Annotated in this window: 25 protein-coding genes; 7 read left to right on the top strand and 18 right to left on the bottom strand. The window is 62.4% G+C overall.

From position 1 onward, the window contains the following. The first annotated feature begins 4 nt into the window (after nucleotides 1-4). The 4 genes from ACN0S5_RS19315 (at nucleotide 5) to ACN0S5_RS19300 (ending at nucleotide 2,713) form a co-directional block, all read left to right on the top strand. On the top strand, nucleotides 5-328 hold the full coding sequence (locus ACN0S5_RS19315; RefSeq protein ID WP_417210447.1) for a 2Fe-2S iron-sulfur cluster-binding protein: 324 nt from the start codon (nucleotides 5-7) through the stop codon (nucleotides 326-328). Then, on the top strand, nucleotides 325-1,503 hold the full coding sequence (locus tag ACN0S5_RS19310) for an NAD(P)/FAD-dependent oxidoreductase (RefSeq protein ID WP_417210446.1): 1,179 nt from the start codon (nucleotides 325-327) through the stop codon (nucleotides 1,501-1,503). The genes ACN0S5_RS19315 and ACN0S5_RS19310 overlap by 4 nt, the downstream gene beginning before the upstream one ends. 20 nt (nucleotides 1,504-1,523) lie before the next feature. Next, nucleotides 1,524-2,012, top strand: coding sequence for a MarR family winged helix-turn-helix transcriptional regulator (locus ACN0S5_RS19305; RefSeq protein WP_417210445.1), 489 nt, complete (start codon nucleotides 1,524-1,526; stop codon nucleotides 2,010-2,012). A gap of 248 nt (nucleotides 2,013-2,260) precedes the next feature. Beyond that, entirely contained in the window at nucleotides 2,261-2,713 is a 453-nt protein-coding gene (locus ACN0S5_RS19300) for a hypothetical protein (protein ID WP_417210444.1), read from the top strand. A 47-nt stretch (nucleotides 2,714-2,760) separates the two neighbouring features. Here the strand turns inward: ACN0S5_RS19300 and ACN0S5_RS19295 are convergent, their stop codons facing one another. From ACN0S5_RS19295 to ACN0S5_RS19270, 6 genes are all read right to left on the bottom strand, one after another. Beyond that, nucleotides 2,761-3,045, bottom strand: coding sequence for a hypothetical protein (locus ACN0S5_RS19295; RefSeq protein WP_417210442.1), 285 nt, complete (start codon nucleotides 3,043-3,045; stop codon nucleotides 2,761-2,763). 460 nt (nucleotides 3,046-3,505) lie between these two features. Next, entirely contained in the window at nucleotides 3,506-5,014 is a 1,509-nt protein-coding gene (locus ACN0S5_RS19290) for a tripartite tricarboxylate transporter permease (protein WP_417210441.1), read from the bottom strand. A gap of 35 nt (nucleotides 5,015-5,049) precedes the next feature. Continuing rightward, complete coding sequence (locus ACN0S5_RS19285; RefSeq protein ID WP_417210440.1) at nucleotides 5,050-5,601, bottom strand: tripartite tricarboxylate transporter TctB family protein; 552 nt, start codon at nucleotides 5,599-5,601, stop codon at nucleotides 5,050-5,052. Between the two features lie 3 nt (nucleotides 5,602-5,604). After that, nucleotides 5,605-6,612, bottom strand: coding sequence for a tripartite tricarboxylate transporter substrate-binding protein (locus ACN0S5_RS19280; protein WP_417210438.1), 1,008 nt, complete (start codon nucleotides 6,610-6,612; stop codon nucleotides 5,605-5,607). A gap of 66 nt (nucleotides 6,613-6,678) precedes the next feature. Then, entirely contained in the window at nucleotides 6,679-7,461 is a 783-nt protein-coding gene (locus tag ACN0S5_RS19275; RefSeq protein WP_417210437.1) for an RraA family protein, read from the bottom strand. Nucleotides 7,462-7,478: 17 nt separating this feature from the next. Further along, complete coding sequence (locus ACN0S5_RS19270; RefSeq protein WP_417210436.1) at nucleotides 7,479-8,303, bottom strand: IclR family transcriptional regulator; 825 nt, start codon at nucleotides 8,301-8,303, stop codon at nucleotides 7,479-7,481. 526 nt (nucleotides 8,304-8,829) lie between these two features. Between ACN0S5_RS19270 and ACN0S5_RS19265 the strand changes: the two genes are divergently transcribed. Next, nucleotides 8,830-9,939 carry a DUF475 domain-containing protein gene (locus tag ACN0S5_RS19265; protein ID WP_417210435.1) on the top strand — a complete coding sequence of 370 codons (1,110 nt, stop codon included), beginning with the start codon at nucleotides 8,830-8,832 and terminating at the stop codon, nucleotides 9,937-9,939. 409 nt (nucleotides 9,940-10,348) lie between these two features. Here ACN0S5_RS19265 and ACN0S5_RS19260 read toward each other — a convergent pair whose 3' ends face one another. The 4 genes from ACN0S5_RS19260 to ACN0S5_RS19245 all read right to left on the bottom strand — a co-directional run bounded on the left by ACN0S5_RS19260 (nucleotide 10,349) and on the right by ACN0S5_RS19245 (nucleotide 14,000). Then, nucleotides 10,349-11,830 (bottom strand): aldehyde dehydrogenase, encoded by a 1,482-nt coding sequence (locus ACN0S5_RS19260; RefSeq protein WP_417210434.1) that lies wholly within the window; start codon nucleotides 11,828-11,830, stop codon nucleotides 10,349-10,351. A gap of 8 nt (nucleotides 11,831-11,838) precedes the next feature. Next, the gene (locus tag ACN0S5_RS19255; RefSeq protein WP_417210433.1) at nucleotides 11,839-12,435 is read right to left on the bottom strand and encodes a thiamine pyrophosphate-dependent enzyme; all 597 of its coding nucleotides are present in this window, start codon (nucleotides 12,433-12,435) and stop codon (nucleotides 11,839-11,841) included. Continuing rightward, entirely contained in the window at nucleotides 12,423-12,965 is a 543-nt protein-coding gene (locus tag ACN0S5_RS19250; protein ID WP_417210432.1) for a thiamine pyrophosphate-binding protein, read from the bottom strand. The genes ACN0S5_RS19255 and ACN0S5_RS19250 overlap by 13 nt, the downstream gene beginning before the upstream one ends. A 96-nt stretch (nucleotides 12,966-13,061) precedes the next feature. Continuing rightward, nucleotides 13,062-14,000 (bottom strand): LysR family transcriptional regulator, encoded by a 939-nt coding sequence (locus ACN0S5_RS19245; protein WP_417210431.1) that lies wholly within the window; start codon nucleotides 13,998-14,000, stop codon nucleotides 13,062-13,064. Between the two features lie 469 nt (nucleotides 14,001-14,469). Here ACN0S5_RS19245 and ACN0S5_RS19240 point away from each other — a divergent pair, with 469 nt between their 5' ends. Next, nucleotides 14,470-15,465, top strand: a complete 996-nt coding sequence (locus tag ACN0S5_RS19240) for a LysR family transcriptional regulator (protein ID WP_417210429.1) — start codon at nucleotides 14,470-14,472, stop codon at nucleotides 15,463-15,465. On the opposite strand, the gene ACN0S5_RS19235 is transcribed toward ACN0S5_RS19240, so the two are convergent. The 6 genes from ACN0S5_RS19235 to ACN0S5_RS19210 all read right to left on the bottom strand — a co-directional run bounded on the left by ACN0S5_RS19235 (nucleotide 15,462) and on the right by ACN0S5_RS19210 (nucleotide 21,040). Continuing rightward, nucleotides 15,462-16,718 carry a TRAP transporter large permease gene (locus ACN0S5_RS19235; protein WP_417210428.1) on the bottom strand — a complete coding sequence of 419 codons (1,257 nt, stop codon included), beginning with the start codon at nucleotides 16,716-16,718 and terminating at the stop codon, nucleotides 15,462-15,464. The two genes, ACN0S5_RS19240 and ACN0S5_RS19235, sit on opposite strands and share 4 nt — an antisense overlap. Nucleotides 16,719-16,730: 12 nt before the next feature. Further along, entirely contained in the window at nucleotides 16,731-17,303 is a 573-nt protein-coding gene (locus ACN0S5_RS19230; protein ID WP_417210426.1) for a TRAP transporter small permease, read from the bottom strand. Nucleotide 17,304: 1 nt separating this feature from the next. Further along, the gene (locus tag ACN0S5_RS19225) at nucleotides 17,305-18,270 is read right to left on the bottom strand and encodes a TRAP transporter substrate-binding protein (protein WP_417210424.1); all 966 of its coding nucleotides are present in this window, start codon (nucleotides 18,268-18,270) and stop codon (nucleotides 17,305-17,307) included. A gap of 73 nt (nucleotides 18,271-18,343) precedes the next feature. After that, on the bottom strand, nucleotides 18,344-19,096 hold the full coding sequence (locus ACN0S5_RS19220) for an SDR family NAD(P)-dependent oxidoreductase (RefSeq protein ID WP_417210423.1): 753 nt from the start codon (nucleotides 19,094-19,096) through the stop codon (nucleotides 18,344-18,346). Nucleotides 19,097-19,145: 49 nt separating this feature from the next. Continuing rightward, nucleotides 19,146-20,189 (bottom strand): transketolase family protein, encoded by a 1,044-nt coding sequence (locus ACN0S5_RS19215; protein WP_417210422.1) that lies wholly within the window; start codon nucleotides 20,187-20,189, stop codon nucleotides 19,146-19,148. Next, on the bottom strand, nucleotides 20,186-21,040 hold the full coding sequence (locus ACN0S5_RS19210; protein WP_417210421.1) for a transketolase: 855 nt from the start codon (nucleotides 21,038-21,040) through the stop codon (nucleotides 20,186-20,188). Before ACN0S5_RS19210 ends, ACN0S5_RS19215 begins: the two co-directional genes overlap by 4 nt. A gap of 493 nt (nucleotides 21,041-21,533) precedes the next feature. On the opposite strand from ACN0S5_RS19210, the gene ACN0S5_RS19205 reads away from it, so the two are divergent. Next, entirely contained in the window at nucleotides 21,534-22,655 is a 1,122-nt protein-coding gene (locus tag ACN0S5_RS19205) for an NAD(P)H-dependent flavin oxidoreductase (RefSeq protein ID WP_417210420.1), read from the top strand. A gap of 296 nt (nucleotides 22,656-22,951) precedes the next feature. Here the strand turns inward: ACN0S5_RS19205 and ACN0S5_RS19200 are convergent, their stop codons facing one another. Both ACN0S5_RS19200 and ACN0S5_RS19195 read right to left on the bottom strand, forming a co-directional pair. Beyond that, nucleotides 22,952-23,776 carry an MBL fold metallo-hydrolase gene (locus ACN0S5_RS19200; protein ID WP_417210419.1) on the bottom strand — a complete coding sequence of 275 codons (825 nt, stop codon included), beginning with the start codon at nucleotides 23,774-23,776 and terminating at the stop codon, nucleotides 22,952-22,954. Nucleotides 23,777-23,962: 186 nt separating this feature from the next. Continuing rightward, nucleotides 23,963-24,049 (bottom strand): electron transfer flavoprotein subunit alpha (locus tag ACN0S5_RS19195; protein WP_417210495.1); only part of this gene is annotated, 87 nt, incomplete at its 5' end.

Here is a 24,049-nt window from a genome sequence, read left to right as displayed (position 1 = left end):
GAACATGGTCAAAGTGACCTATATCACCCATGACGGCGATCAGATCACCGTCGAGGCCGCCGAAGGCGACAGCGTCATGAGCGCCGCCATCGCCGAAGGTCTGGACGGCATCGTCGGCGAATGCGGCGGCTCGATGATGTGCGCCACCTGTCACTGTTATCTCGATCCGGACTGGGCCGACCGCGCCGGTTCCCGTGCGGATGGCGAGGACGACATGCTGGACAGCGCGGTCTGCGACGTTACGGACCGGTCGCGCCTGTCCTGCCAGATCCGGCTGACCGCCGAATTGGATGGACTGGTCGTGCATCTTCCGGAGGAACAGGTGTGAGCGCCGGACATGTCGTGATCGTCGGCGCGGGGCAGGGCGGGTTGCAGGCCGCGATGTCCTTGCGGCAGGCCGGGCACGAAGGGCCGATCACTTTGATCGGTGCCGAAAAGGGGCTGCCCTACCAACGCCCGCCGCTGTCAAAGGCGTTTCTCAAGACCGGAGAGGCTGACAAGCTGGCGCTGCGCCCCGCATCCTATTTTGAGAAGAAGGTGATCACTTTCAGGCCGGGCAGTCGCGTCGATGCCATCGACCGTCAGGCGCGGGTTGTCCGCATCGGGGACGGAGAGATACCCTATGATCACCTGATCCTCGCGACCGGCACCCGGAACGTTGTCCCGCCGCTACCCGGCATCGACCGGGCGCTTGGCCTGCGGACGCTGGAGGATGCCCGCGCCTTGCGGCAGGCGCTCGAACGGCCGCGCCGCGTTGCGGTCATCGGCGGTGGCTTCATCGGGCTGGAATTTGCCGCCGTCGCCCGTGCGCTTGGCCATCAGGTCACCGTCGCCGAGGCCGCGCCGCGTCTGATGGCCCGCGCGGTGTCGCCCGAAATGTCCCGGCGGTTCGAAGCGCTGCACAGGTCTATGGGAACCGGTTTGCATCTGGATGCGCCGGTGGCCGAAGTCACCGACGCGGGTGTGGTGCTTGGTGACGGTCACATGATTGCCGCCGACCTGGTCCTGCTGGCCGCCGGTGTTCGTCCGAACGACGCGCTGGCGGTCGCGGCCGGGCTGCCGGTTGCAAATGGCATCGTCGTGGATGAATGCCTGTGCACGCCGGACCCGCGGATCTATGCGCTTGGCGATTGCGCCGCCTTTCCCGACCCGGTGTCGGGGTTGGCAATCCGTCTGGAAAGCGTGCAGGCCGCCACGGATCACGCCCGCACCATCGCCCGGTCGATAAGTTCGGGGCAGCCCTGCCGCTTCGACGCGGTTCCGTGGTTCTGGTCCGATCAGGCCGACTGCAAGTTGCAGATCGCCGGACTCGCCACGCCAGAGGATGAGGAAATGCCTGCGGGCGAAAAAGCTGTGTTGAGGTTCCGTAACGACAGGCTGACCGCCGTCGAAACACTCAACGACGCCAAAATTCATATGGCCGCTCGCAGGTTGCTGGCATCGGATCATGTGCCCACCCGTGACATCCTTGCAGCGAAAGACTATGACCTGAGCGCGTTTTGACAGAGTTGGACAGGCCAGACGTGACTGACACGCCCAAAGACCGGATTTCGAACCCGACCAAGCTGCGCTCGGGGGTCAAGATCCTCGACATCGACCATTACGCGCCTTTTCTGCTGAACGCGGTCAGCAACGCATGGCAGCGCAAGACATCGGCCATGTATCGCAAGGAATTCGATCTTGGTATCGTGGAGTGGCGGGTGATCGCCATGCTCAACATAGAGCCCGAGATCACGGCTCACCGGATCTGTGAAGTCATCCGCCTTGACAAGGCCGCGGTCAGCCGTTCGCTGAAGCTGTTGAATCAACGCGGCCTTGTGGGCTTTGAGGCATTGACGTCGGACCCGCGCAAGCGCCGGTGGTGGCTGACAGAGTCTGGCCGGGCGATACACGCCGAGATCATGGAAATCGCCCTGCGCAGCGAAGGTGAAATGCTGGCCGGTGTGCCGCCGGAAGATCTGGAGGTCTTTCTGGCCGTGATCCGCCGGATGCTGACGAACATCGACCCCTGAGGGCAGACTGCGCTGATCCTGACGGCCAGCCTCCGGGGGCCGGTCCGTCAAATTCCGGCGCGGCAGCGGGCCGGACAGACGCAAACAGCGCACGGCGCAAGCGCCTGAAAAGCCTTGGAAAAGACTGCCGATACAGAACCGGTCTACACGGGTTTGCAACCCGGTTGCACCTGAAATGACAATGCCGGTCGCGTAGACCGGCATTGGCCGCTGGCGGAATCCTTGCCTGGGCCAAGCAGACGTTCTGCATGCGAAAGCTGTTGTCCATGGCGGGGTGCAATTTCAGATCGCGCACAGTGCTGCCCGAGGCACGCAAACGGGCCCGCCAGAACAGCATCTGCCATGCCCAGTTTCTCTGCCGCGGCAATCCTCATTTCGCGCACCATATCAAGCCGCTTGGCCTCATCCATCTCCTTGGTCAGCTTGGCAAAAAGCTCATCCACTTTGCGGTCATTCCGTTCCGGATAATGTCGCCCACCGTCGCAAAGGCAGTTCTGGCTGAACACAGCGTCAGGATCAGCCCCGCCCACCGGGCCGTCACAGGGCGAAATGGCGCAATTGCGGGTGGTGAGGCTTTCACGCGCGTTTGCACTTTTCTGCGTGGCGATCTGTGCGCCCTTGTTGGCATTCTTCTAGCCCCTGACCATCGAGTCCAGCGGGCTGCTGCAACCGCCCCACAGTGCGAACTGGTTCGGCACTGACGAATTCGGTCGTCACATCCTCAGCCGCATGATTTCGGGCGCATATCTCACTTTTTGTCGGATTCATGGCGGTCATCCCTGGCACGACCACCGGCGCGGTGCTCGGGTTGATCAGCGGATTTTTCGGGAGGCGTCTGGATAAGTTGATTCAGAGGGTCATGAATGTGCTCATGGCGTTTTCCATGCTGGCGCTGGCGTTCTTGCGCCTTGTGCCCAATCCGCCGGGAAAGATCACCGGCGGACCGGTGTTGTGTGAGGGCAAGAATCTGGCCGAGCCTTCGGAACGTGAGATGCGCACCGTCTGCGGGCGTCAGATTGCCATGATCTTTCAAGGCAAGATGAGTTCGCTGAACCCGGTTCTGACGGTCGGACGCCGAACCAAGGATCCGGTGCCGGTGATCGGCGCGGACGGAACGTTTGTTCCGGTCTTGGGCAAGGCGTCCTTACTCAGGGGCACCGCCTTAACATCCACACCGACACCACGGCCTGTTGCGCCGACGACAAGGAGCACCCCTAGCGCCGCTTCACCCGTGACGGGCAAATTTTTTGGACCCGCAGCGAACAGGGCCGGCCTTCGCACAGCGGACAGGACAACCCGACCGCCATGTCGTGTTCCGATCACGTCACCGGCCCGTCATCGTGAAACGGCCGGGAAATGCCAGCGTCCGGCGGCACGCTTATCCGGCGGGCTCCTTGCATCAGGGCCGCTTAGGCCCCGATGCGTCTGAGTGGGTTTTCGCTAGTGCCCACAAGCCCTGCCTGACGACTTGCGCAAGGAACCGGGCGACATCCTTAGGCCGCGCGTTCTTTCCGGCTGTTGCGAACCTGGGTACGTGCCCGCAGGATCAACGCAATCGCCCCAAGCCCAAAGAAGACCAGCGCGACCGGGCGTTGCAGGAAGAACAACAGGCCGTCATCGCTAAGCAGGAACGTCTGGCGCAACGTCTCTTCCAGGCCAGGGCCGAGGATAAAGGCGATGATGAAGGCCGGGGGGCTCATGCCGATTTTCTTCATCAGGAACCCCAGCAGCCCGAATATGGTGATCAGCACCATGTCGAAGACTTCCTGTTCGGTGGCATAAACCGCGATGTAGCAGGTCAGGAAGATGATCGGATACACCACCTGCGCCGGGATCTTCGCGATCATCCGCCCCAGATGCGCCGCGCCCCAGTAGCCGACCACCAGATAGGTCAGGATGCAGAGCAAGCCGGCAGCGAAAAGGCCGTAGATCAGTTCATAAGAGGTCTGAAACACGCGGGGTCCGATCTCGACCCCGTGGATCAGCATGACACCCGCCAAAAGCGCGGCGGACGTGCTGCCCGGTATCCCCAGCGTGAGCAGCGGGATCAGGTTGGAACCGGAAGTGGCGTTGTTCGAGGCCTCCGCCGCTGCAATGCCCTCGATCTCGCCTTTGCCCCATGTCTCGGGCGTTTTCGAGGTGCGCTTGGCTTCGGAATAGGCCACGAAGCTTGCCACCACCGATCCCAGCCCCGGCAGGATGCCGACGCCGGACCCGATCACCTGACTGCGGCAGATCGTCGGAAAGATGCGTTTGTATTCCGGCCAGGTCAGGCGGCTGTCGTCGCGGGATTTCGGCGTTCCGGCGATGGCGGCGGAGGCGTTTGCGGAAAACCGCTCTCCGACCTTTTCAAAGACTTCGGACAGCACAAAGACACCCAGCAGGACGGGCACCAGCCCGAAACCGTCAAGCAGGTGGAAATTGCCGAAGGTAAAGCGTTCTCCGGCGGTGATCGGATCCGTGCCCACAAGGGACAGGATCAATCCCAGGATCACGCTCAACATCCCGGTGATCAGCGATTTTCCCAGCAGGCTGCCGATCACGATGAAGGCACACAGGTACACGGCAACGAATTCCGGCGGACCAAGACGCGCCGCGTAGACCGCAAGGAACGACGCGCCGAAGATCAACAGGAGTTCCGAAAAGAAATCCCCCTGTGCCGAGGCGATGACCGCGGTGCGCAGGGCTTTGCCTTGCTTGCCCTGTTGGGTCAGGGGAAAGCCTTCGATCTGGGTGGCCGAGGCCTGTGGCGTGCCGGGCGTGTTGAACAGGATCGCCGGGATCGAGCCGCCGAAATCCGAGGACTTGCTGACAGCATAGATCATCGCCAGCGCCGGCAGCGGCCCCATGTAGAATGTGACCGGGATCAGAAGCGAGATCATCGCGCCCGAGGACAATCCGGGCACCGCGCCGCCGATCAGCCCGATCAACGTGCCGAGGATCGTGAACAATACCGCTTGCCATGATGAAAACAGCGCGATCAGGCCGTCAACGATTGCCATGTCTTTCCCCTCCCAAAGGGTCGAGTTCGTTTGAATTATTGCAGACCGATCAGCTGGCGCAGTTTGTAGGCAAAGCTGTAGGAGTCGTATTGCAGAATTGTGCCCGGACTTTCGAAGACACCCAACAGCACGAAAAACAGCACGTAGTAGGCGACAACAGCGATGATCGGTATGAGCACCAGCCGCACCAGACCGCGCGCGCCGAACAGCCAGAGCAGGCCGCTCATGGCCACCAGCGTCGGCAGCGCGTACTGGAACAGGGTGATCGCCCACACATAGGAGAAGGCGATGACGGTCAGCAGGGCCGTGCGCCGCGCAGCCGTCCAGTCGGCGGGCTGGTCAGGTCGCGCAAGGGCCTGAATGGCCGGTTTGATGTTGCGGGCAAGTTGGATGCCCGCAAGCAGGGCGCCGAAGACCAGCGCCGTCGTGGGCAAACCGCGCGCGCCAAGGCCCGCGTCGGTCGGCTCCACGTAAATCTTGCCCAGCTGCGTCGCGAAGACCGCGATCACAGAGAGGCAGAGCAGGGCGACGGCGGATTGGCGGATGGCCTCTCCGCCGTGCACGGCGGTCTGATCTTCGGCAGCCACGGGTCAGTCCGCCAGATTTTCGCGGACTTCGGCGATGGTCGGCGCCCAGGCCTCGGCAAGGGCCCGCAGGTTGGCCTCTGTGTCGGCGGCATTGCGGTAGCGGATTGCCTGTTGCGCCTTTTTCAGCATCGTCGAAAAGGCGACGTTTTCAGGCAACTTGCCCACCGCGGCCGACAGGCAGTCGACCAGTTCCGGCGATGCGCCCGCAGGCGCGGCCAAAATGATCGGCGAGGAGGTCGGAACGAAATCCAGCCCCTGTTCCTGAAGTGTCGGAATGGAGTCCACCACAGGGTCGCGCTCATCGGACAGAAGGCCCACAGCGGTTTCCTGATCCTCGAATGCCGGGACGGTGTGCGCGCCGCTGGCCGAGAAGTCGACCTCACCCGACAGCAGGGCGTTGCGGGTGCCCGCGCCGCCGTCATATGGCACGTCCTGGGTCATGTCCAACAGGCCGTTGCGCGCCAGAAAAGCGGTGACACCGACATGGCTGACAGACCCGCGTCCGGGGTGCGACCAGCGCGCCCTTTCGCCCGCTGCGCCCTTTTCCTTGATCAAATCGATCAGTTGCTGAGCCGTTGTGATACCGGAATCGTTGCGCACCACCAGCGCCTGATTGGTGACGCCGAATTGCGCGATCGGCACGAAATCCTCGAACCACGAAATGCCTTGATCGCGCAGCATGGTGGACATCAGCCCGCCGCCCATGGCCACGACCTGAAGGGTGGTGCCATTGGGATTTGCGGCCTTGACGAATTTCATGGCGGCGACTTGCGCGCCACCCGGACGGTTGATCACCACCGCTGGCGTGCCGTCGAGCACGTCGGGCAGGGTGGCTGCCAGCACGCGCGCGTAGCCGTCCGTGCCGCCGCCGGCGCCGTAGCCGACGATGATCTTGATCGGTTGCGTCAGGCCGCAATTGTCGGCCATGGCCGTCGTGGCCGTCGTGGCCGTCAACGCGGCCAGGCTTGCACCCAGAAACAGTCCAAAGGTTCTGCGGTTGGTCTTGGTCATCGGTTCCTCCCAATTCACTATACGTTCAGGTCGCGTGCCGCCCCTCGCGGCACGCTGAGATCGCGGTCACTTGTAGCGAGCGCGGAAATGCGGTTTCAGCTCGGCGAGCGGTGCCTTGCTGACGATCAAGTCACGGCCACGGGCCTCCGAGGCTTCGTTTTCCTGTGTCTCGGCCAGAATGGTTTCGACCAGATGTGGCGGGATAACGCAGATGCCGGAATCGTCGGCGACGATGAAATCGCCGGGATATACGACGATGTTGTGGATGGTGATCGGGCCGTTCACCTCGATCGCCTCCATGCGATACTTGCCGGTCTTGGGCGTTCCGCCCTTGCACCAGACCGGGAAGCCGAGATCGCGGATGGTGTTCACATCGCGCACCGCGCCGTGCACGATGGCGCCGGACAATCCTTGGGTCTGACCGACCAGGCAGGACTGGCCGCCCATGTTGGACGCCTCGACATCACCGCCGAAATCGACGCACAGCACGTCACCCGGCTCTGCCACGTAGTGGCATTCGCGGCTCGACATCTTGATCGGATCCTTGTCAAACCCGCCCTGTGTCGGGGTCTTGCGCTCGGGGATGTTGCGCAGCGTGACGGCAGTACCGGCAATGCGCTTTCCGGGGATCAGGCCGGGCAGGTGGGCCTGGGCAATGGCGCCGCAGATACCGTATTTGTCCAGGCAGTCAGACACGCCCGTCGACAGGTCCTTGAGGTTGAGGTAGCCCTGCCGGATTTCTTCGCTCACGCGCGGGAAATCCAGCGCCTTGACACGCTCTCTGGGGACTTCGCCCCAGATACGTCCAGCCTGGTCGTAATTGTCATATACCTCTGCAACATTGGACATGCCGCTATCTCCTCTTGTCAGGTATGTGGATGGTCTCTTGATGCGATGACCGCGCCGCGGATCGCCGCGGCGGCGGCCTGGGCGCGGGCGGTGTAGAACTCGGCTTTTTCATCTGTCAGGTCGGCGGTGGCCCCGACCACCGTCAGTGCCGCGACTTCGGACTCAAGCCGTACAGGCACGGCCAGCGCAAAGGCATTGCCGCGTTGGCTGATCGCCGTTCCGGTCTCGCGGCACGCCGCGAGGGCCTGTGTCAGAACATCCGGGCCCGCATAGGTCTCTTCCGCCAGGGCCGCGACGCGCGGCCACCGCGCGGCGTAATCGCGGTCGCTGCCGGAATGCGCCATCAGCACCGTCCCGGTGGCGCCGTGATACAGCGAACGCCGCTGGCCCACGGCCACCCCATAGCGCAGGCCAAGCTGCGGTTCGGCACGGACGACCACGACGCGCTCTTCGCCGACCGCATTGGACAGCATGGTCGTTTGTCCCAACTCCCCGGTCAGAGCGTCGAGGATCGGCTGTGCCGCACGTTTCGCTCGTTCCAGTGCGGGCGCCATGGTGCCCGCCAGCGAAAGAAACACGGAACCCAGCGCGTAGGTCTTGGTATCCGGGTCGAACTTCAGGAACCCGTATTTCACCAGAGTGCCCGCGGTGCGCAGGATCCGGCTTTTGTTCAGCCCGGTCTGTTCGTGGAGCGCATGAAGTTTCAGGACACTGTTTTCCTGAAAGCACAGCAGCAATTCCATCGCGCATTCAACGGCGCCCACGGTGCGTTCTGCTTCGCTCATATTTCGTTTAATAGAATTCATATTTTGATGTGTAGAACTCTTTTTTTGGTCGGTCAATGGCTTTCCTCCTGGTTTCTGGCGTGATCCTAAACTGTCCGGGGCCAGCCGCGCGCCGGTTTTTTCCATGTCGAGCAACGCTTTGTTCGGCGCAAGCGCTCGGTTCGGGCATGTCGCCGGGATGGAAGCCCTGGCCGCGCAGCTTGTGGGAAAGGTGCCGCGCATCGGCCGGGGCGCTGTGATTCGTCCCTGCGATTTCGCCAGCCGAAACGAAGATGCCCGAGACAGCCGAACAAGGCCGGAGACGATTCCATGGATAGCCGCCGTTTCCTGGGGCGGCCCGCCGAAGATTGTTGCGGCGATGCATTGAACCGCGGGGAGCGGATAACCAAGTTGTGAAGACTTGTTATTTGCTGCGGGTGCAAGAGGTGCAGTCCCTCCCATGTCGGCAAACTGGCAAGTCGCGCGTTCAGGGGTCTGTCTGCCTGACCGCGCATTCAACCGGTGACCGGGCCCCTCTGGCGGAAGTGGCGGCGCTTTCGTGATGTCGGCACCTGTTTTTTCCAGCCGCCTGGATCACTCCAACATGTCTCAGGGACCAAGACCCCAAATCGGCGGCGCGCCTGACAAGGTTTGCGACCGTTCACTTTTTTCCTATCTGAAGTGGGCGATAATCGTCACCTTCGCCGGCCTCGCGCTTGGTGCGCTGCTCGGCTGGCATACGACCGGCACGTTCAGCGGGATGCTGGCCATTCTCTTCGTTTGCACGGTGCTTGCCGTACTCGAAATCTCACTGTCCTTTGACAATGCCATCGTCAACGCCAACAAACTCAAGGGGATGCGGCCGGAATGGCAACGCCGGTTCCTGACCTGGGGTATCCTGATCGCGGTGTTTGGCATGCGGATCGTGTTCCCGCTTTTGATCGTGGTGATCGCCGCCAACATCGGACCCTGGCAAGCGATCCAACTGGCCGCAGGCCAGCCCGAGCAATACGCCCGCATCATGCAAGATGCACATTTGCCGATTGCGGCCTTTGGCGGCACATTCTTGATGATGGTCGGGCTGTCATTCTTCTTTGACCACGAAAAGGACGTGCACTGGGCGCATTGGCTTGAAACCCGGATGGCGAAATATGCCACGATCCGCGGTGTCGAGGTGGCCATCGTGTTGATCTTTGTAACCGGGTTTTCCGGGCTTCTCGACGGGGCCGACCGGGACTCTTTCTTTGGCGCTGCGATCTGGGGGCTGCTGACCTTCCTGTTGGTCGAGGTGCTGGGTGGCCTTCTGGACAGTTCCAAAGAAGCGTTGCAGGGCGCCGCGCGCGGTGGTCTGGGCGCATTTCTCTATCTCGAAGTGCTTGACGCCTCGTTCAGCTTTGACGGTGTGATCGGGGCCTTTGCCCTTAGCCAGAACCTGTTTGTCATCGCCCTCGGTCTGGGGATCGGTGCCATGTACGTGCGTTCGATGACGATCATGATGGTCGAGAACGCCACGCTCTCCGAGTATCGGTTTCTGGAGCACGGAGCTTTTTACGCAATCGTCGCGCTGTCCATCGTGATGTTTGCCCAGTCCTTGGTGCACATCCCCGAAGTGATCACCGGTCTTGGCGGCGCCGCTCTGATTGCGGTGTCGCTATGGTCCTCGATCAGATGGAACAGGACCGCAATGCGCGAGGGGTTGGTCTTGGCGGATTGATCCCCCAAGAGGGGCGGACTGCCTGAACTCTGGATATCGGTATCGGGCTGATGCGTGTTGCCACGATACCGATCTCCACTGTTTACGCCGGGTTCAAGTCTTGGCCGCTGCGGACCATGTATCGGTTGGTGTCGAAACCTGCGCCGGATCGCAGCGGCGCGCGCGCAAAAGCGCCGCGACAGGCCACGAGGCGCGGATTACTCCGGCACATCTTACCGGGCTGGGCAGATCAGGGCGCTGTAGTTGGGTTGCGGCATCGCAGCCGCGCATGGCATCGGCTGGATGCATGTGCCGCGCCTGTCAGCCGCATAACACGCGGGCAATGGCCCCTATGCGCAGCGTGAAGACGGCGATCATCCCTGAGCCCCTGTTTTCTCCCGTCAGGGGCCTCGGGCGGATCCGGCGGGGGTTAACGCATCACAAACGGATTGGGCACACCGTCGGCAAGGTTCAGCCAGACGCATTTGGTTTGCAGGAATTCGCGGATCGCCTCTTGCCCGTTCTCGCGGCCGATGCCGCTTTGCTTCATGCCGCCGAACGGTGCCATGACACTGACCGCGCGGTAGGTGTTGACCCAGACCGTCCCGGCCTTGAGCGCATCCGCCATCCTGATCGCCCGCCGCATCGACGTGGTCCAGACTCCGGCGGCGAGACCATAGATCGTGTCATTGGCGATGCGGATCGCATCGGCCTCATCCTCGAAGGGGATGATTGACAGCACCGGGCCAAAGACCTCTTCGCGGGCAATGCGCATGTCGTTGCTGACATCGGCAAAAATCGTCGGCTCCACAAACCAGCCTTCGGCCAGATCCGCCGCTTCCGGTGTCTTGCCGCCCAACAGGCACCGAGCGCCTTCATTCTTGGCGATTTCGATGTAATCCAGAACCTTCTGGCGCTGTGGCCGGGTGGTGATCGGGCCGACTTGGGTGCTGGCTTGCATGGGGTCGCCCAACTGCGCGGTGGCGGCAAACGCCGTCACCCGTTCGGAGACCTCGTCATAGACCGACCGCTGCACCAGCAGCCGCGAGCCGGCGATGCAGGTCTGCCCCGAGGCCGCGAAGATGCCGGAAATCGCGCCTTTCACGGCGTCGTCTAGGTTGGCGTCGTCAAAAATGATGTTGGGCGATTTGCCGCCCAGTTCCAGCGAGACATGTTTCAGACCCTTGGCCGCGCCCTGATAGACCGCGCGCCCGGTGGCATCGCCGCCGGTGAAGGCGACCTTGGCCACCTGCGGATGCTCGACCAGCGCCGCGCCGATCTCGTGGCCGAAGCCGGTGACGCTGTTGACCACGCCATCGGGAAACCCGGCCTCCTTGAACAGCGCCAGAAAGGCCAGTGTCGCGGCTGAGGTGATTTCTGACGGCTTGATCACCGCAGTATTGCCTGCCGCCAAAAGCGCCGCCAGCTTCCAGGTCAACAGCAGCAGCGGCGAATTCCAGGGTGTGATGCAAACCACGACTCCCAGCGGCTCATGCTTGGTATAGCTGAACATCTCGGGCTTGTCGGTTGGCAGCACGCTGCCTTCGATCTTGTCGGCCAACCCGCCGAAGTAATGGTAATACTCCGGCAGGTATTTCACCTGGCCCAGCATTTCGGCATAAAGCTTGCCGTTATCGCGGACTTCGAGCTGCGCCAGCTTTTCGGCGTCGCGCGCGATCAGATCGCCCAGCCTGCGCAGCAGCTTGCCCCGCTGGGTGGCGGTCATCGTGGCCCAGGGACCGGTGTTGTAAGCCGCGTGGGCCGAAGCGACGGCGGCGTTCACGTCCGCCGTGTCGCAATGCGGGATCTGCGACCAGACCTTGCCGTCATAGGGATTGGCACTGTCGAACCAGTGGCCCGACCCGCTTGCGACCGGCGCGCCGTTCACGATGTTCAGAAACCGTTCGGTCATGACGCCCCTCAGATCGGCTGAAAGCCGAGCGCGGCGCGGAAACGGTTCTTGATATGCACGCCATCGCGCGACGGCAGAACCCGTTTCTCGTTGCCCGGCCGGATCTTCAGCACGGCGAGGCGAAGCCCGTCTTTCGCGTCAAGCCGGTCGCGAAGAGCGGCCACCCCGTTCATGTCGGTGATACAGGCGGTGTGCGGGAAATTCATCGACGCGGCGACCCGGTCGATGGCAATTCCGCGCCCGGCATGGCTTTCCTGCATCCCGGTCTCTCCGAAATGCCCGTTGTCCAGCACCGCGATGGTCAGGTTCTTTGGCTGTTTCACGGCAATGGACGCCAGTGCGCCGACGCCCATCATCACCTCGCCGTCTCCGGTCAAGACCAGAACCGGGCGCTTGGGCTGTGCCATGGCGAGGCCAAAGCCCACCGTCACCGCCGAACCCATCGCGGCCCAGAGATAGTAATTGCTGTCGTGATCGCCCGCCGCCATCACGTCATAGGAGGGAGAGCCAAGCCCGGTGACCACCAGCAGATCCTTGCGATCCTTCAGGAGTTCGGCCACGGCGTCGCGGCGGGGCAGGGGGCCGCCCTTGGTCACTTGATCCATTCTTTTTCTCCGATCAGGCGTTGGCTGAGCAGCAGGGCGGTGGCACTGTCGCCGTGAAAGGCCATGGTGGCGGCACCGTGCAAAAGCGGCGCCACATCCTCTGGCTGATCGGCTTTCCAGGTCATCACGCCCATCTGCCGCAAGGTGCCTTCGGTCGCTTGCCCCATTGGGGTCTGCCAACCGTTGAACTCGGCCCATTCGCCGCGCATCGTCACCACCATCAGCAGCGGGAACCGCGCGCAGGCCTGAAGGGCCAGCGTGTTGATGCAGTTTCCAACACCCGAGGATTGCAGGAGCAAAGCGCCGCGCTCTCCGCCCAGCCAAGCTCCGGCCAGATATCCGATGCCTTCTTCTTCGGTGGTCAGAACAACAGAATGAATATCCGCGTCGGCTTCGGCCATGCGAATGGCCACAGAATGACCGGCATCGGGGACGTAGACGATGTGTTTGATGTCATGGGTCTTCAGGACGTCGAAGACATCCGTTTGCCAGTCGCTTGCTGGCGGTTCTTTTTCGATATCGAGGGGCATTTGTGTCTCCGGGGTCAGGTCCGGAGCAATCTAGAAGGCACAAGCTGCAATAAATAATACTAGTTCGCGCATTGAGATATAGCGGCCTGCTATGGCTCAGTCTGCCGCTTCCCCCAGCACTTGCCCGCGCCAGATGTCGCGTTTGACCAGATCTGCGGATATCTCGCGGAACACCTTGGCCACGTGCCGCGTGGCTTGCGCGATGGACGTGTCGGCAGACAGGCACATGACCAACCGGCGTTGCGGCATCGGGTCGGTCAGTGGCGCGGCTTCGAGAACGCCGCTGTCGATTTCCGCAAAAATCGGTCCCAGCGGCAGCATGGTCATGCCAAAGCCGTCCCGCACGAGATCAAGCATGGCGCGCATGGAATCCGCCGTCACCGTCGTATCGACGGAAATGCCGGACAGGCGGGTGCAATTGTCAAAGATCGTGCGCAGGGCATGGCCCGCGCCGGGCAAAACGAAGGGCTTTCCTTTCAGGTCGGCGAAGGGCACCGGCTTGTTCAGCGACAGGCCGTGACCGGGCCGGGAAACAAGAAACAGGCTTTCCATCAGCACCGGCTCGACCAGCAGCGACCGCGACGGTTCAGGATCGTAGCTGACGACAAGGTCCAGTTCGCCGCGCCGCAGCCAATCCAGCAGATAGGCGCTGAAAGCGGTCTTGAACTGGACGTGCAGTTTGGGATGATCCGCCCGCAGCCGTCGGGCGAGGGCCGCGATCATCATGTCGGCCACCGTCGGCGTCAGCCCGATCCGAACCTCGCCTCGAAACGATTTGCTGCCATCGTGAACCGTTTCGCGAATGGCTTCGATTTCCGTCAGAATGCGTGTCGCGGAGTCGAGCACCTCTTGCCCGATTGGCGTGATACGCATGCCGCGCCCGTGTCGTTCAAACAACCGGACCTTGAGTTCTTCTTCCAACAGCCGGATTTGCCGACTGAGAGCTGGCTGCACAGTATTGAGACGCTCGGCCGCCTTGCTGATCGAGCCGATCTCCGCAACGTGCACCAGAGTCTTGATCTGCGTTAAGTCCATGACGATGCCCTCCGCGGCCATCAATATTCAGCATGGATGCGGGGTCAAGGGATGCTTGGGCGCGATAGCCTGTCCGCCGGAAATTTCGGGGTCGCGCACGCGCTACGCTGCGCGGTACTTATTGTCGGGGCCGCCGTATTGTCGGGGCCGCCATGTTGTCTGGGTCGTCGTGCCCCGGTCCAGGTGTCGCTGACCAACAACGCGCAAAACGGAAACGGGCAGGTGTCCGGGGACTGGGGGCACCTCAGGCCGTGAACGGCCCCCTCACCCCGGTTGCGGCCATCATCCTGATGCGGGCCAGTTCACCAATGGGGGGCGAAAACTTGGGGCAAATACCGCAGGTACTCCCAAATCCATAGCTCTGGTCTGACGCATTGTCGCTTGTGGTTCGGTTTTGTGAAGCGCACCTTCGAGAACTGTGTAGATTTGAGCGGAGATCTGAATTGAAGCACAGGGGGGAGGCAACGCGTTGAGCAGTTTACGTGACATCAACATCCGCGCGACCGAGCATTTTGAGGCGGTCGCGCGCCTTGGGACCGTGACCAAGGCCGCAGGTGAGCTTGGCGTATCCACCTCGGCCGTCAGCCAACAGATCCGACAACTGGAAACCCAGCTTGGCGTGAACCTGTTCAGGCGGGAAAAACGCCGACTGGTGCTGACACTGGACGGAGACCGCCTGTTTCAGACCATGTCGCAGGCGTTCCGCGCGATCCGCAACACGCACAGCGCCATCACCCGCCAACGTGACATGCGCAATCTGACGCTTCGGGTCAGCCCCAGCTTTGGTGTGCGCTGGCTGGGATCGCGTATCGCGGAATTTGCCGCCGACAATCCGACCTGGAATATCCGGGTCGATGCGACGCCGGATTTCAGTGTCTTCGATACCGAAGCGGTCGATTTCGATCTTCGCTACGGGCTGGGCGGCTGGTCCGGTCTGGCGGTCAATTGCATCATGCACGACCTCGTTCTTCCGCTTTGCAGCCCTGCCTATCTCGAAGAATTGCGGTCGATATCAGACAATCCCATCGAGCAACTGCAATCTGCGCGCCTGATCGACAGCGTCAAGATGCTGTACCGGTGGGATCTTTGGCTGGCCTCCAACGGTATCGACGTCCCTGACCTGACCTATCCGTTTCGCTTTGACCGGTCGTCGATGTCGATTGAAATGGCCAAGCAGGGCGGCGGGCTCGCGCTGGACAGCGTGACGCTTTGCCTGCCAGAGCTTCAGCGCGGCGAACTCGTGCCGTTCTCGACCTCGTTCGAGGTCATCGACTTCCCGGCCTACTGGATGGTTTGTCCGCCACGGCACTTCAACCGGAGGATCGTGAACCGGTTTTCGGAATGGCTGGTCAGGATGGCAAGCACACATGAAGCCGAAGCACGGGCGCTGCTGACAGAGCTTGGCTGTACGTTCCGGCCCGAGACCGGGCCGGAACTGGTCGATGTCACCCCTTGGGGACTTTAGTAGATCGTCAGGAAGGGGACGTAGGAGATCAGCAGCAGCACGGCGATGGCAACCGCGTAGAACGGCAGCAGCGCCTTCACGGTTTCCCCGATCCGAGCCCCGGAGATCGCGGCGGAGATGAAGAGTGTCGTACCCACCGGCGGCGTGTAGAGGCCGATGGCCAGATTGACGACCATCATCAACCCAAGCTGAACCAGGTCGAGACCGATGGCTTGCCCGATGGTGACGAAGAGCGGTCCGAGCAGCAACACGGCGGCCGGCAGATCGAGGAACGCGCCGACGATCAGCATCACGACGTTGAGGGCCAGAATGACCATCCAGGGTTCCGAGAAGGTTGCCTGTACCCAGACCGCAAGTTCTTGCGGCACGCGCTCGGCGGTGAGCACCCACTGGATTGTCGACGAGGCCATGATGATGATCATGACGGCCCCGGTCATCAGCCCGGTGTCGACAGCGGCATCCCACATCCCGCGCCAGGACAGGTCGCGATAGACAAGGCCGCTGACCAAAAGCGCATAGGCGACGGCCATGACACTCACCTCGGTCGGCGTCGCGATACCGAACCGCAGGGTACCGATGACGAAGACGGGCATCAGCAGGGCCGGGATGGCAGCGACGATTTGCGAGCGGAAGGCAGCGAAACCACCGGCGAGCGGAGACCGGGGCAGACCCTTCACATGTGCGACGATGGCGACAGTCGCGAACATTCCGATCCCCAACATGACGCCGGGCAGAATGCCCGCGACAAACAGGTCGACGATGGAAACGTTTGAGACGAGGCCGTACAGGATCAGCGGGATCGACGGCGGGATCAGCACCGAGACCGTCGAAGACGCGGAGTTGATCGCGGCGGCGAAACCGGCAGGATAGCCTTCCTTCTTCTGAACGGGGATCAGCGCGTTGCCAAGCGCGGAGGCGTCCGCCACCGCCGAGCCGGAGACGCCGCCAAACATCACCGAGCCGATGATCGACACCTGGCCCAATCCGCCTTTGAAGTTGCCGACCAGTAGACGGGCGATGTTGACGAGGTATTCGCCAAACTTGCCGGACATCATCAGGTTTCCGGCGAGGATGAAGAATGGGATCGCCAGCATGGGAAAACTTTGCGTCGGCGTATAAAGCCGCTGCGCAATCACAGCCATCGGTTTGCCATCGAGCCAGAGTGCGGCTGCCACGCCGCCAAGCATCGCGTGCGCGACGGGAACAGAAATCGCCATCAGGATGAAGAAAATCCAGATCAGGGGGGCGGTCATTTGGTTTCTCCTTCAGCTCAGGCTTGCGTGGCCGGGGTCGTGGTCGGTGACGTCCTCACCCGACAGAGTCCGGACGATGCCAAGGGCGGCGATCACGGCCATCGCCCCGAATGCGTAGACCAGGCTCGCATAGCCCCAGACCTGCTTGACCCCGAGAGTCGAGAGGGACTGGAACTGTGACGCCTTCAGGATCGGCTGGCTGCTCCACAGCACGCTGAGGCAAATCACGAGGATGATGCTCTGGATGATCAGATTCAGCACAAGCACGGAACGGCCCTCCAACATGTCGGGCATGATCGTGATGGCGATGTTGCGGCCGCGAGCCGAGGCAATCACCAAGCCGCCGGCGACAAGCCAGGGCAACAGCAGCGCGTGGATTTCATAGGCCCAGGAGATCCCGGACCCGAGGGCGTAGCGCAGCACAACATTGACCAGCAGCGCCACGAACATGGCGGCAAGACATGCGACGACAATCAGCCGCCCGCTCCAGTCAAGTGTGAGAGTGGTTCCCCGAACCAGCCCGAGGAAGGGGCGTTTCCGCCCCTTCTGGCTGTTTTCCGGGGAGGATTTATCCCCGGCGGACATCTCAGAGGCCCGCCGCGTCGCGCAGAGCCGCAACAAGCTCCGGATACTGTTCGGCATACTTGTCATAGACCGACCGGGTCGCCGCCTGATAGGCGGTCTTGTCGGCCTCGGCAAAGGTCACGCCTTCGGCCTCCATCGTCGGAATGAGATCGGCGTCCGAGGCGGCGACCATCTGGCGCTGCATCCGACCCGCGTCCGCGGTCGCTGTCACGGCGCAGGTCTGTGTCGCCTCGTCCAACCCCGACCACCAGGCCAGACCCACGACGACCGGGGTCGATTCGTACTTGTGGCCGGTCAGGGTGATAAACGGGGTGATCTCATGGATCTTCGACGAGTAGATGTTCACCAGCGGATTTTCCTGCCCGTCGAAGACACCGGATTGCAGCGCCGTGGGAAGTTCCGAGAAAGCCAGCGGAGCGGGCGATGCACCGAGCGCCTCGAAGATGTCGACGGTCATCTGGTCGGGGGGCGTGCGGATCTTCATGCCAGTGAGATCGGCAGGCGCCGACACGGTCTTTGAGACGTGGCTGACATTGCGGACACCATTGTCCCAGAAACCGAGCACCTTCAGCCCGGCGTTCTGGGCGCGGGCGTCGATCATGTCGCCGACCTCTCCGTCCAGAACCGCCCAGGCGGTCGGCAGATCCTTGAACAGGAAGGGCAGACCAAGCAGGCCGATCTCCGGGACGATCTGGCTCATGGCGCCCTGGCTGTTGGCGGTGACCTGAATCACCCCGGCAATGGCAGAGGTCAGCATCTCGGCGTCGTCGCCCATGGTCGCCGACGGGGCGACGTTGACCGTCGTCGCGCCATTGGTGCAGGCGGTGAACAGTTCGGCCCATTTCTCGGCTGCAACAGTGCGCGGATTGCCGGGGTTTGCGCCATGCGCAAAGATGATCTCATCGGCTTGTGCGGTGCCAGTGATCAGGGTTGTTGTGGCCAGAACGGCCATCAGGGTTGTCTTCATTTTGGGTTCCTCCCTTTGCGAAGATGTCGGGGGTAGCGCCACGCCTCGGGGCGCCGGTTCATGGCGCGGGCGATCAGTGGATCAGCGAGCCGCCGTTGACGTCGACCTCGGTGCCCGTGCAGTAAGCGGAGAGATCGGAGGCCAGAAACAGGGCGCAGCCCGCCACATCCGACGCTTCGCCCGCGCGACCCATCGGAATGCCGTCCAGCACCATTCTGTGCTGTTCGACGCTCAGCTTGCCTGCGGTGATGTCGGTGGCGATGAAGCCGGGGCAAATCGCATTGACGCGCACGTTGTCGGGGGCCAGCTCACGCGCCATCGCCTTGGTCAGGCCAAGGACACCCGCCTTGGCGGCGGAATAATGCGGCCCGCCAAAGATGCCGCCGCCGCGCTGCGCGGAGACCGACGACAGGTTGACGATGGCGCCGGATTTCTGCGCACGCATCGCCGGGATGACGGCCTGGCTCATGTAGAGCGTGCCGCGCAGGTTCACGTCGGTCACGGCCTCGTAGTTCTGCGGCTCGATCTCCATGATCTTGAGCGGCTGCGTGATCCCGGCATTGTTCACGAGAATGTCGATCCGGCCCCAACAGCCCAGCAGCGACCGGATGGCCGCGTTGCAGGCCTCTCTGTCGGTGACGTTGCAGGCGAGGCCGATATGACCCTCGCCCAGGTCCGCCGCCGCGGCCTTTGCCGCATCCGCATCGAGATCCAGAATGGCGACGGTCGCACCCTGTTCCGCAAAGGCCCGTGCCGTCGCCTTGCCAAGACCGCGCGCCGAAGCCGCGCCTGTCACGATGGCATACTTGTCCTTCAGAAGCGCCATGGCTTCTCTCCTTCAGTGTAAAATTTCAGATTGCGTGACCTCTAGGTCGTCACAGCCAGCCTTTGATCTTCCCGGCGATCTGGTCGACGGTCAGGCCGTACATCTCGTGCAGCGTCGGCAAGGCACCGGCCTCCAGGAACGCGTCCGGCAGTCCGATCATGCGGAATGTCGGGGTCACATCGTTCGTCAGAAGTGTGCGGGCAACCGCCTCGCCCAGCCCGCCCACGACGGTATGGTTCTCGGCGGTGACGACCAGACGTCCGCCCTTCCGTGCCTCCGCAAGGATCGTCTGCGTGTCGAGCGGCTTGATCGTCGGAACATGCAGCACGGCGGCCTCCACCCCGTCTGCCTCCAGTTTGACGGCGGCATCCAGCGCCCGCATGGTCATGAACCCGGTCGCGATGATCAGCGCATCCTTGCCTTCGCGGATGATCTGGGCCTTGCCCAGTTCGAACTTGTAGTCCGGCTTGTGGCGGGTCAGGACGCTTGGCACCTTGCCGCGCGGCAGCCGCGAGTAGACCGGACCGTCATGGGCGGCCATCTGCGGCACCATACCGGCGATGTCGTCGGCATCGCAGGGGTCGATGATGGTCATGTTCGGCAGACCCCGGAAGATTGCAAGATCCTCGGTCGCCTGATGGCTGGGGCCGTAGCCGGTGGTCAGGCCGGGCAGGGCGCAGACGATCTTGACCGGCAGGTTTTCCTCGGCGATCGCCATCGCGATGAAGTCATAGGCGCGCCGCGAGGCAAAGACGGCATAGGTGGTGGCAAAGGGGTTGAACCCCTCGCGCGCCAGCCCGGCGGCGGCTGACATCAGCAACTGCTCGGCCATGCCCATCTGGTAGAACCGGTCCGGCATCGCGTTGGCGAAGACATGCAGGTCGGTGTATTTTGCCAGATCGGCAGACAGGCCGACGATCTTGTCGTCCTTCTTTGCGGCTTCGACCAGAGCATGGCCAAAGGGCGCCGCCACTGTGTCATACCCTTCTGCCGCCAGGGAGGCGATCATCGCGGAGGTTGCAACCTTCTGACCGTCGGGGCCCAGCTGGACGGTGCGCGGCTCGTACTTACGCTTCATCGAGGCGAGGGTCATTGCGGCTTTCCTTCTTCAAGCTTGGTCAGGGCCTTGGCCCATTCGTCGGCTTCGACACGCACAAAATGGGTGATTTCACGGGCTTCGAGGAAGTCGACGCCCTTGCACATCTTGGTGTCAAAGATGATGACGCGCGGACCGGCGTGGTCGGTATTCCGGGCCGCGTCGAAGGCCGCGACGATCGCATCCATGTCGTTGCCGTCCACCCGCTGCGCATGCCAGCCAAAGGCCGCCCATTTCTTGTCCTCGTCACCCTGCGCAAGCGCGTCCCGCGTCGGGCCGTCGGCCTGCTGGTTGTTGAAGTCGACAAGGCAGATCAGATTGTCGAGCTTCCACTGAACGGCGGACATCACCGCCTCCCAGGTCGACCCTTCGCCCAGTTCGCCGTCGGACATCAGGTTGTAGACGAAGGCCGGGCTTTGCTTGCGCTTCAGCCCCAATGCCGCGCCAACGGCGATGCCCAGACCGTGGCCCAGTGACCCGCCGGTGATCTCCATGCCCGGCGTGTAAGACGCCATGCCGGACATCGGCATGCGGCTGTCGTCCATGCCGTAGGTTTCCAGCTCGTTCTCGGGCAGGATGCCTGCCTCCATCAACACCGAATAGAGCGCGATGGCATAGTGACCGATGGAGAGATAGAAACGGTCGCGCCCCTCCCACTCGGGATCTTCGGCGCGGTATTGGAGTGCGTGGAAATAGGATGCGGCCAGCACATCGGCCACACCGAGGGCCTGGCCGATATAGCCCTGCCCCTGCACCTCACCCATCAAAAGCGCCTTGCGCCGGATGTTCCACGCGCGTTGTGCGAGTGAAACGTTCGAAATCGCGTGATCGCGACCCTCTGCCGTCATGGTGTCCTCCCTTTGGCGGCGTTGCCGTTGGAGGTGTGACTATCTGATCCCGGCGATCCCGTCCTGAACCGTGTATTACAGGTTTCGTTAGCCATAGCTTAACAACTATTGGGGTGGCACGAATTGGCTTTCGACGGCCTGTGCGCCAGACCCACGGGGGAGGGGCCGCCTTGGGCGGTGCGTTAGAAAGGGTGTCCGGGCCTGACCTTGATCCTCATGCCGGTGCGCGCCGAAGACCTGCCTTGCTCCTGATCCGGCATGGGTCTGGGCCTGTATCCGCTCTGGCCATGGCGGTTTTGCAGCCCGATCTGGCGCTGGGCTGCCTGATATTTGCGCCGTGCCAGCGTCAGGAAATGGCGCGCTATCAGCCTGCTGCACAGATCGACACACAGGCGCTGCCCGCCGTCCATTTTCAAAGGCAGGCGCCGCGTCGACCCCTCTTTACGGATTAAACATTAAATGGTACGACCATTATGCAAGGAGGACGGCTCTCATGAACAACGATATTTGCAGACTTCTGGGCATAGAGTTTCCACTCTTTGCCTTCAGTCACTGTCGCGACGTTGTGGCGGCGGTCAGTCGGGCCGGCGGTTTTGGCGTCTTCGGTGGTGTGCGCTGCACGGCGGAGGAACTCGAACAGGAGCTTGCCTGGATCGACAGGAATGTGGACGGGATGCCCTATGGCGCGGATCTGGTTTTCCCCGAGAAGACCAACGCCAAACGGGGTGCAACGCAGGAAGAGCTCATGGAGCTGGTCCCGCAGGCCCACAAGGATTTCATAGCCGGAATTTTGAGAGACCACGATCTGGAATTCTCACGGGACGATCAGTTGCTGCGCGCCCCGACCATTTCGGCGACGGTAGGAGAGGAACTGCTGGAGGTGGCCTTTCGCCACCCGATCAAGCTGATTGCGAACGCGCTGGGCTTGGCCCCCAAGCCGATGATCGACATGGCCAAGGCGCATGGGGTGCCGGTCGCCGCTTTGGTCGGAGCACCGAAACACGCGCTCCGTCAGGTCGAGGCAGGAGTCGACATCATCGTGGCGCAGGGCACGGAGGCGGGGGGGCATTGCGGCGAGGTGTCAACCCTTGTGCTGGTGCCCGAAGTCCTGCGCGCTTTGAAACAGGTGGGCCGCGACGTGCCGGTTCTGGCCGCTGGCGGCATCGTCAACGGGCGACAGATGGCCGGGATGATGGCGGTCGGCGCGCAGGGGGCGTGGACCGGTTCGGTCTGGCTTGCGACCTCGGACTCTGAAGTTTCGGACGCATTCCGCGACAAGATGCTGAAGGCGAGTTCGCGCGATACAGTGCGGTCGACGGCGCGCACCGGCAAGATGTGCCGTCAACTGCGTTCGACCTGGCATGACGCCTGGTCGGCACCCGGTGCGCCCGAACCACTTGGGATGCCGCTACAGGGCGTGATTGCAATACCCGCGCTCAACAAGGCCGAACAGGCCGCAGACAAGGGCAACGCAAAGGCACATGACATGGTCAGCTACTATGTGGGACAGGGCGTCGGTTTGATCGACGCGATCCGCACAACCTCGGCTGTGGTTCAGGACTTCAAGGAAGACTTCGCGGACGCTCTGGAGGCGATGAATTCCCTTCTCGAATGAGGTCGCTGACGGCGGCGACGGGCGTCTTGGCTCCGGACTTCATGTCAATGGCCGCAAGGGGGAAGGGAGCAGCCACGCCCCCCGATATCAAGCGCGCCGCCTGCCGCTCCAAGGGGGGCTCTGGCCGTTCCTGTCGCGGCGCAGGCGTCGATCTCTCAATGGGGCATCAACTGAATGAACCGGGCTTTGCACGTTGCGGTCAAGTCTTGCGGTCATGTCTTGTGGTTATGTCTTGCGGGCTGCCCCGGCCCAACCGAACCCGGCCCGTTTGGGTAGGCAGGAGATTGTCCCTGTGGTCAATGGCCTGCTAGCCTCCAGAGCCCGGCCTTTTCGACAACGCGCGATTCTGAGCACAGCTTTTCAAGGTGCGCCGCCACATTTCGCTCCGCGGCCATCGCGATATGCGGATCGGTTTTCCGGTAGACCGCCTTGGCAATCGTTTCGACGGTGGCGGGTGTGCATGTCAGGTGGTCGAGGATTTCCTTTTCCCGACGCATTCGGTTGCTGAGCAATCGTTCGACATAGGGTCTCGGGTCTTCCAGCACCGGACCATGGCCCGGTAGATAGATCCGGCTGTCGAGTTCGATCAGCCGCCGGAGTTGCGCACAATAGTCCTGCATGTTGCCGTCTGGCGGGCTGACAATTGTACTGTTCCAACTCATCACGTGGTCGCCGGAAAACAGAACGCCGTCCTCTGTGGCAAAACACAGGTGGTCGCTTGCGTGACCGGGCGTATGCAGAACGGTCAGCCCGGCGATCTTCTGCCCGTCGACAAGATAGCCATCCGGTTCAAAGGCGTCGTCCGGAAAAGCCCGCGACACAAAAACCGGCATGCCCGTCCGTTGCCGCAATGCGGGGGCCGCCCCGAAATGATCCGAATGGTGATGTGTGACCAATATGCCTGCGGGCTTTCCTTGCAGCGCCGCAATGATCGCCTCGAAATGTGCGCTGTCTTCCACTGGTCCGGGATCGACGACAAAGGTCTTGCCGGATGTCTCGACGATGTAGGTATTTGTCCCGTGATAGGTCATCTTGCTGGGGTTGTTGGCCACGAGCCTTTTGACACCCTCGGTGACATGCGTGCTCTGTGCCCGGAGCGGTTGCGGTTCTTCAAGAAACATGCGCGGCAGTCCTCACTATCGGGGGTCGCGGACAGGCTGGCCGCCCCGAATGGACAGGGGCACCCGTTCGTTTTGCAATCGTATCCGCCGGGTCCAACGGCCCGAAAGGCCCTTTGGCGGTAAAGACCCGACAAATGCCGTATGTCCTTTGGTCCCGGCGCGGCGGTTGGGCATGAAGTCCCCCGCTCACAGCTTTTCGGTCAGTTCCGGGACGGCCTGGAACAGGTCGGCGACAAGGCCGTAGTCGGCGACCTGAAAGATCGGCGCCTCTTC

This window comes from Antarctobacter sp., assembly GCF_048262615.1.
In the GTDB taxonomy this organism is placed as follows: Bacteria; Pseudomonadota; Alphaproteobacteria; order Rhodobacterales; family Rhodobacteraceae; genus Antarctobacter.
Note: the sequence above shows the minus strand (reverse complement) of the source record. Positions and strands in the feature narration are given on the sequence as shown.

Excerpts from the sequence above, each read along its gene's own strand:
- ACN0S5_RS19315 (WP_417210447.1), top strand. The coding sequence starts at position 5 with ATGGTCAAAGTGACCTATATCACCCATGACGGCGATCAGATCACCGTC.
- ACN0S5_RS19300 (WP_417210444.1), top strand. The coding sequence starts at position 2,261 with ATGCGAAAGCTGTTGTCCATGGCGGGGTGCAATTTCAGATCGCGCACA.
- ACN0S5_RS19290 (WP_417210441.1), bottom strand. The coding sequence starts at position 5,014 with ATGGCAATCGTTGACGGCCTGATCGCGCTGTTTTCATCATGGCAAGCG.
- ACN0S5_RS19280 (WP_417210438.1), bottom strand. The coding sequence starts at position 6,612 with ATGACCAAGACCAACCGCAGAACCTTTGGACTGTTTCTGGGTGCAAGC.
- ACN0S5_RS19275 (WP_417210437.1), bottom strand. The coding sequence starts at position 7,461 with ATGTCCAATGTTGCAGAGGTATATGACAATTACGACCAGGCTGGACGT.
- ACN0S5_RS19265 (WP_417210435.1), top strand. The coding sequence starts at position 8,830 with ATGTCTCAGGGACCAAGACCCCAAATCGGCGGCGCGCCTGACAAGGTT.
- ACN0S5_RS19260 (WP_417210434.1), bottom strand. The coding sequence starts at position 11,830 with ATGACCGAACGGTTTCTGAACATCGTGAACGGCGCGCCGGTCGCAAGC.
- ACN0S5_RS19255 (WP_417210433.1), bottom strand. The coding sequence starts at position 12,435 with ATGGATCAAGTGACCAAGGGCGGCCCCCTGCCCCGCCGCGACGCCGTG.
- ACN0S5_RS19250 (WP_417210432.1), bottom strand. The coding sequence starts at position 12,965 with ATGCCCCTCGATATCGAAAAAGAACCGCCAGCAAGCGACTGGCAAACG.
- ACN0S5_RS19245 (WP_417210431.1), bottom strand. The coding sequence starts at position 14,000 with ATGGACTTAACGCAGATCAAGACTCTGGTGCACGTTGCGGAGATCGGC.
- ACN0S5_RS19235 (WP_417210428.1), bottom strand. The coding sequence starts at position 16,718 with ATGACCGCCCCCCTGATCTGGATTTTCTTCATCCTGATGGCGATTTCT.
- ACN0S5_RS19230 (WP_417210426.1), bottom strand. The coding sequence starts at position 17,303 with ATGTCCGCCGGGGATAAATCCTCCCCGGAAAACAGCCAGAAGGGGCGG.
- ACN0S5_RS19225 (WP_417210424.1), bottom strand. The coding sequence starts at position 18,270 with ATGAAGACAACCCTGATGGCCGTTCTGGCCACAACAACCCTGATCACT.
- ACN0S5_RS19220 (WP_417210423.1), bottom strand. The coding sequence starts at position 19,096 with ATGGCGCTTCTGAAGGACAAGTATGCCATCGTGACAGGCGCGGCTTCG.
- ACN0S5_RS19215 (WP_417210422.1), bottom strand. The coding sequence starts at position 20,189 with ATGACCCTCGCCTCGATGAAGCGTAAGTACGAGCCGCGCACCGTCCAG.
- ACN0S5_RS19210 (WP_417210421.1), bottom strand. The coding sequence starts at position 21,040 with ATGACGGCAGAGGGTCGCGATCACGCGATTTCGAACGTTTCACTCGCA.
- ACN0S5_RS19205 (WP_417210420.1), top strand. The coding sequence starts at position 21,534 with ATGAACAACGATATTTGCAGACTTCTGGGCATAGAGTTTCCACTCTTT.
- ACN0S5_RS19200 (WP_417210419.1), bottom strand. The coding sequence starts at position 23,776 with ATGTTTCTTGAAGAACCGCAACCGCTCCGGGCACAGAGCACGCATGTC.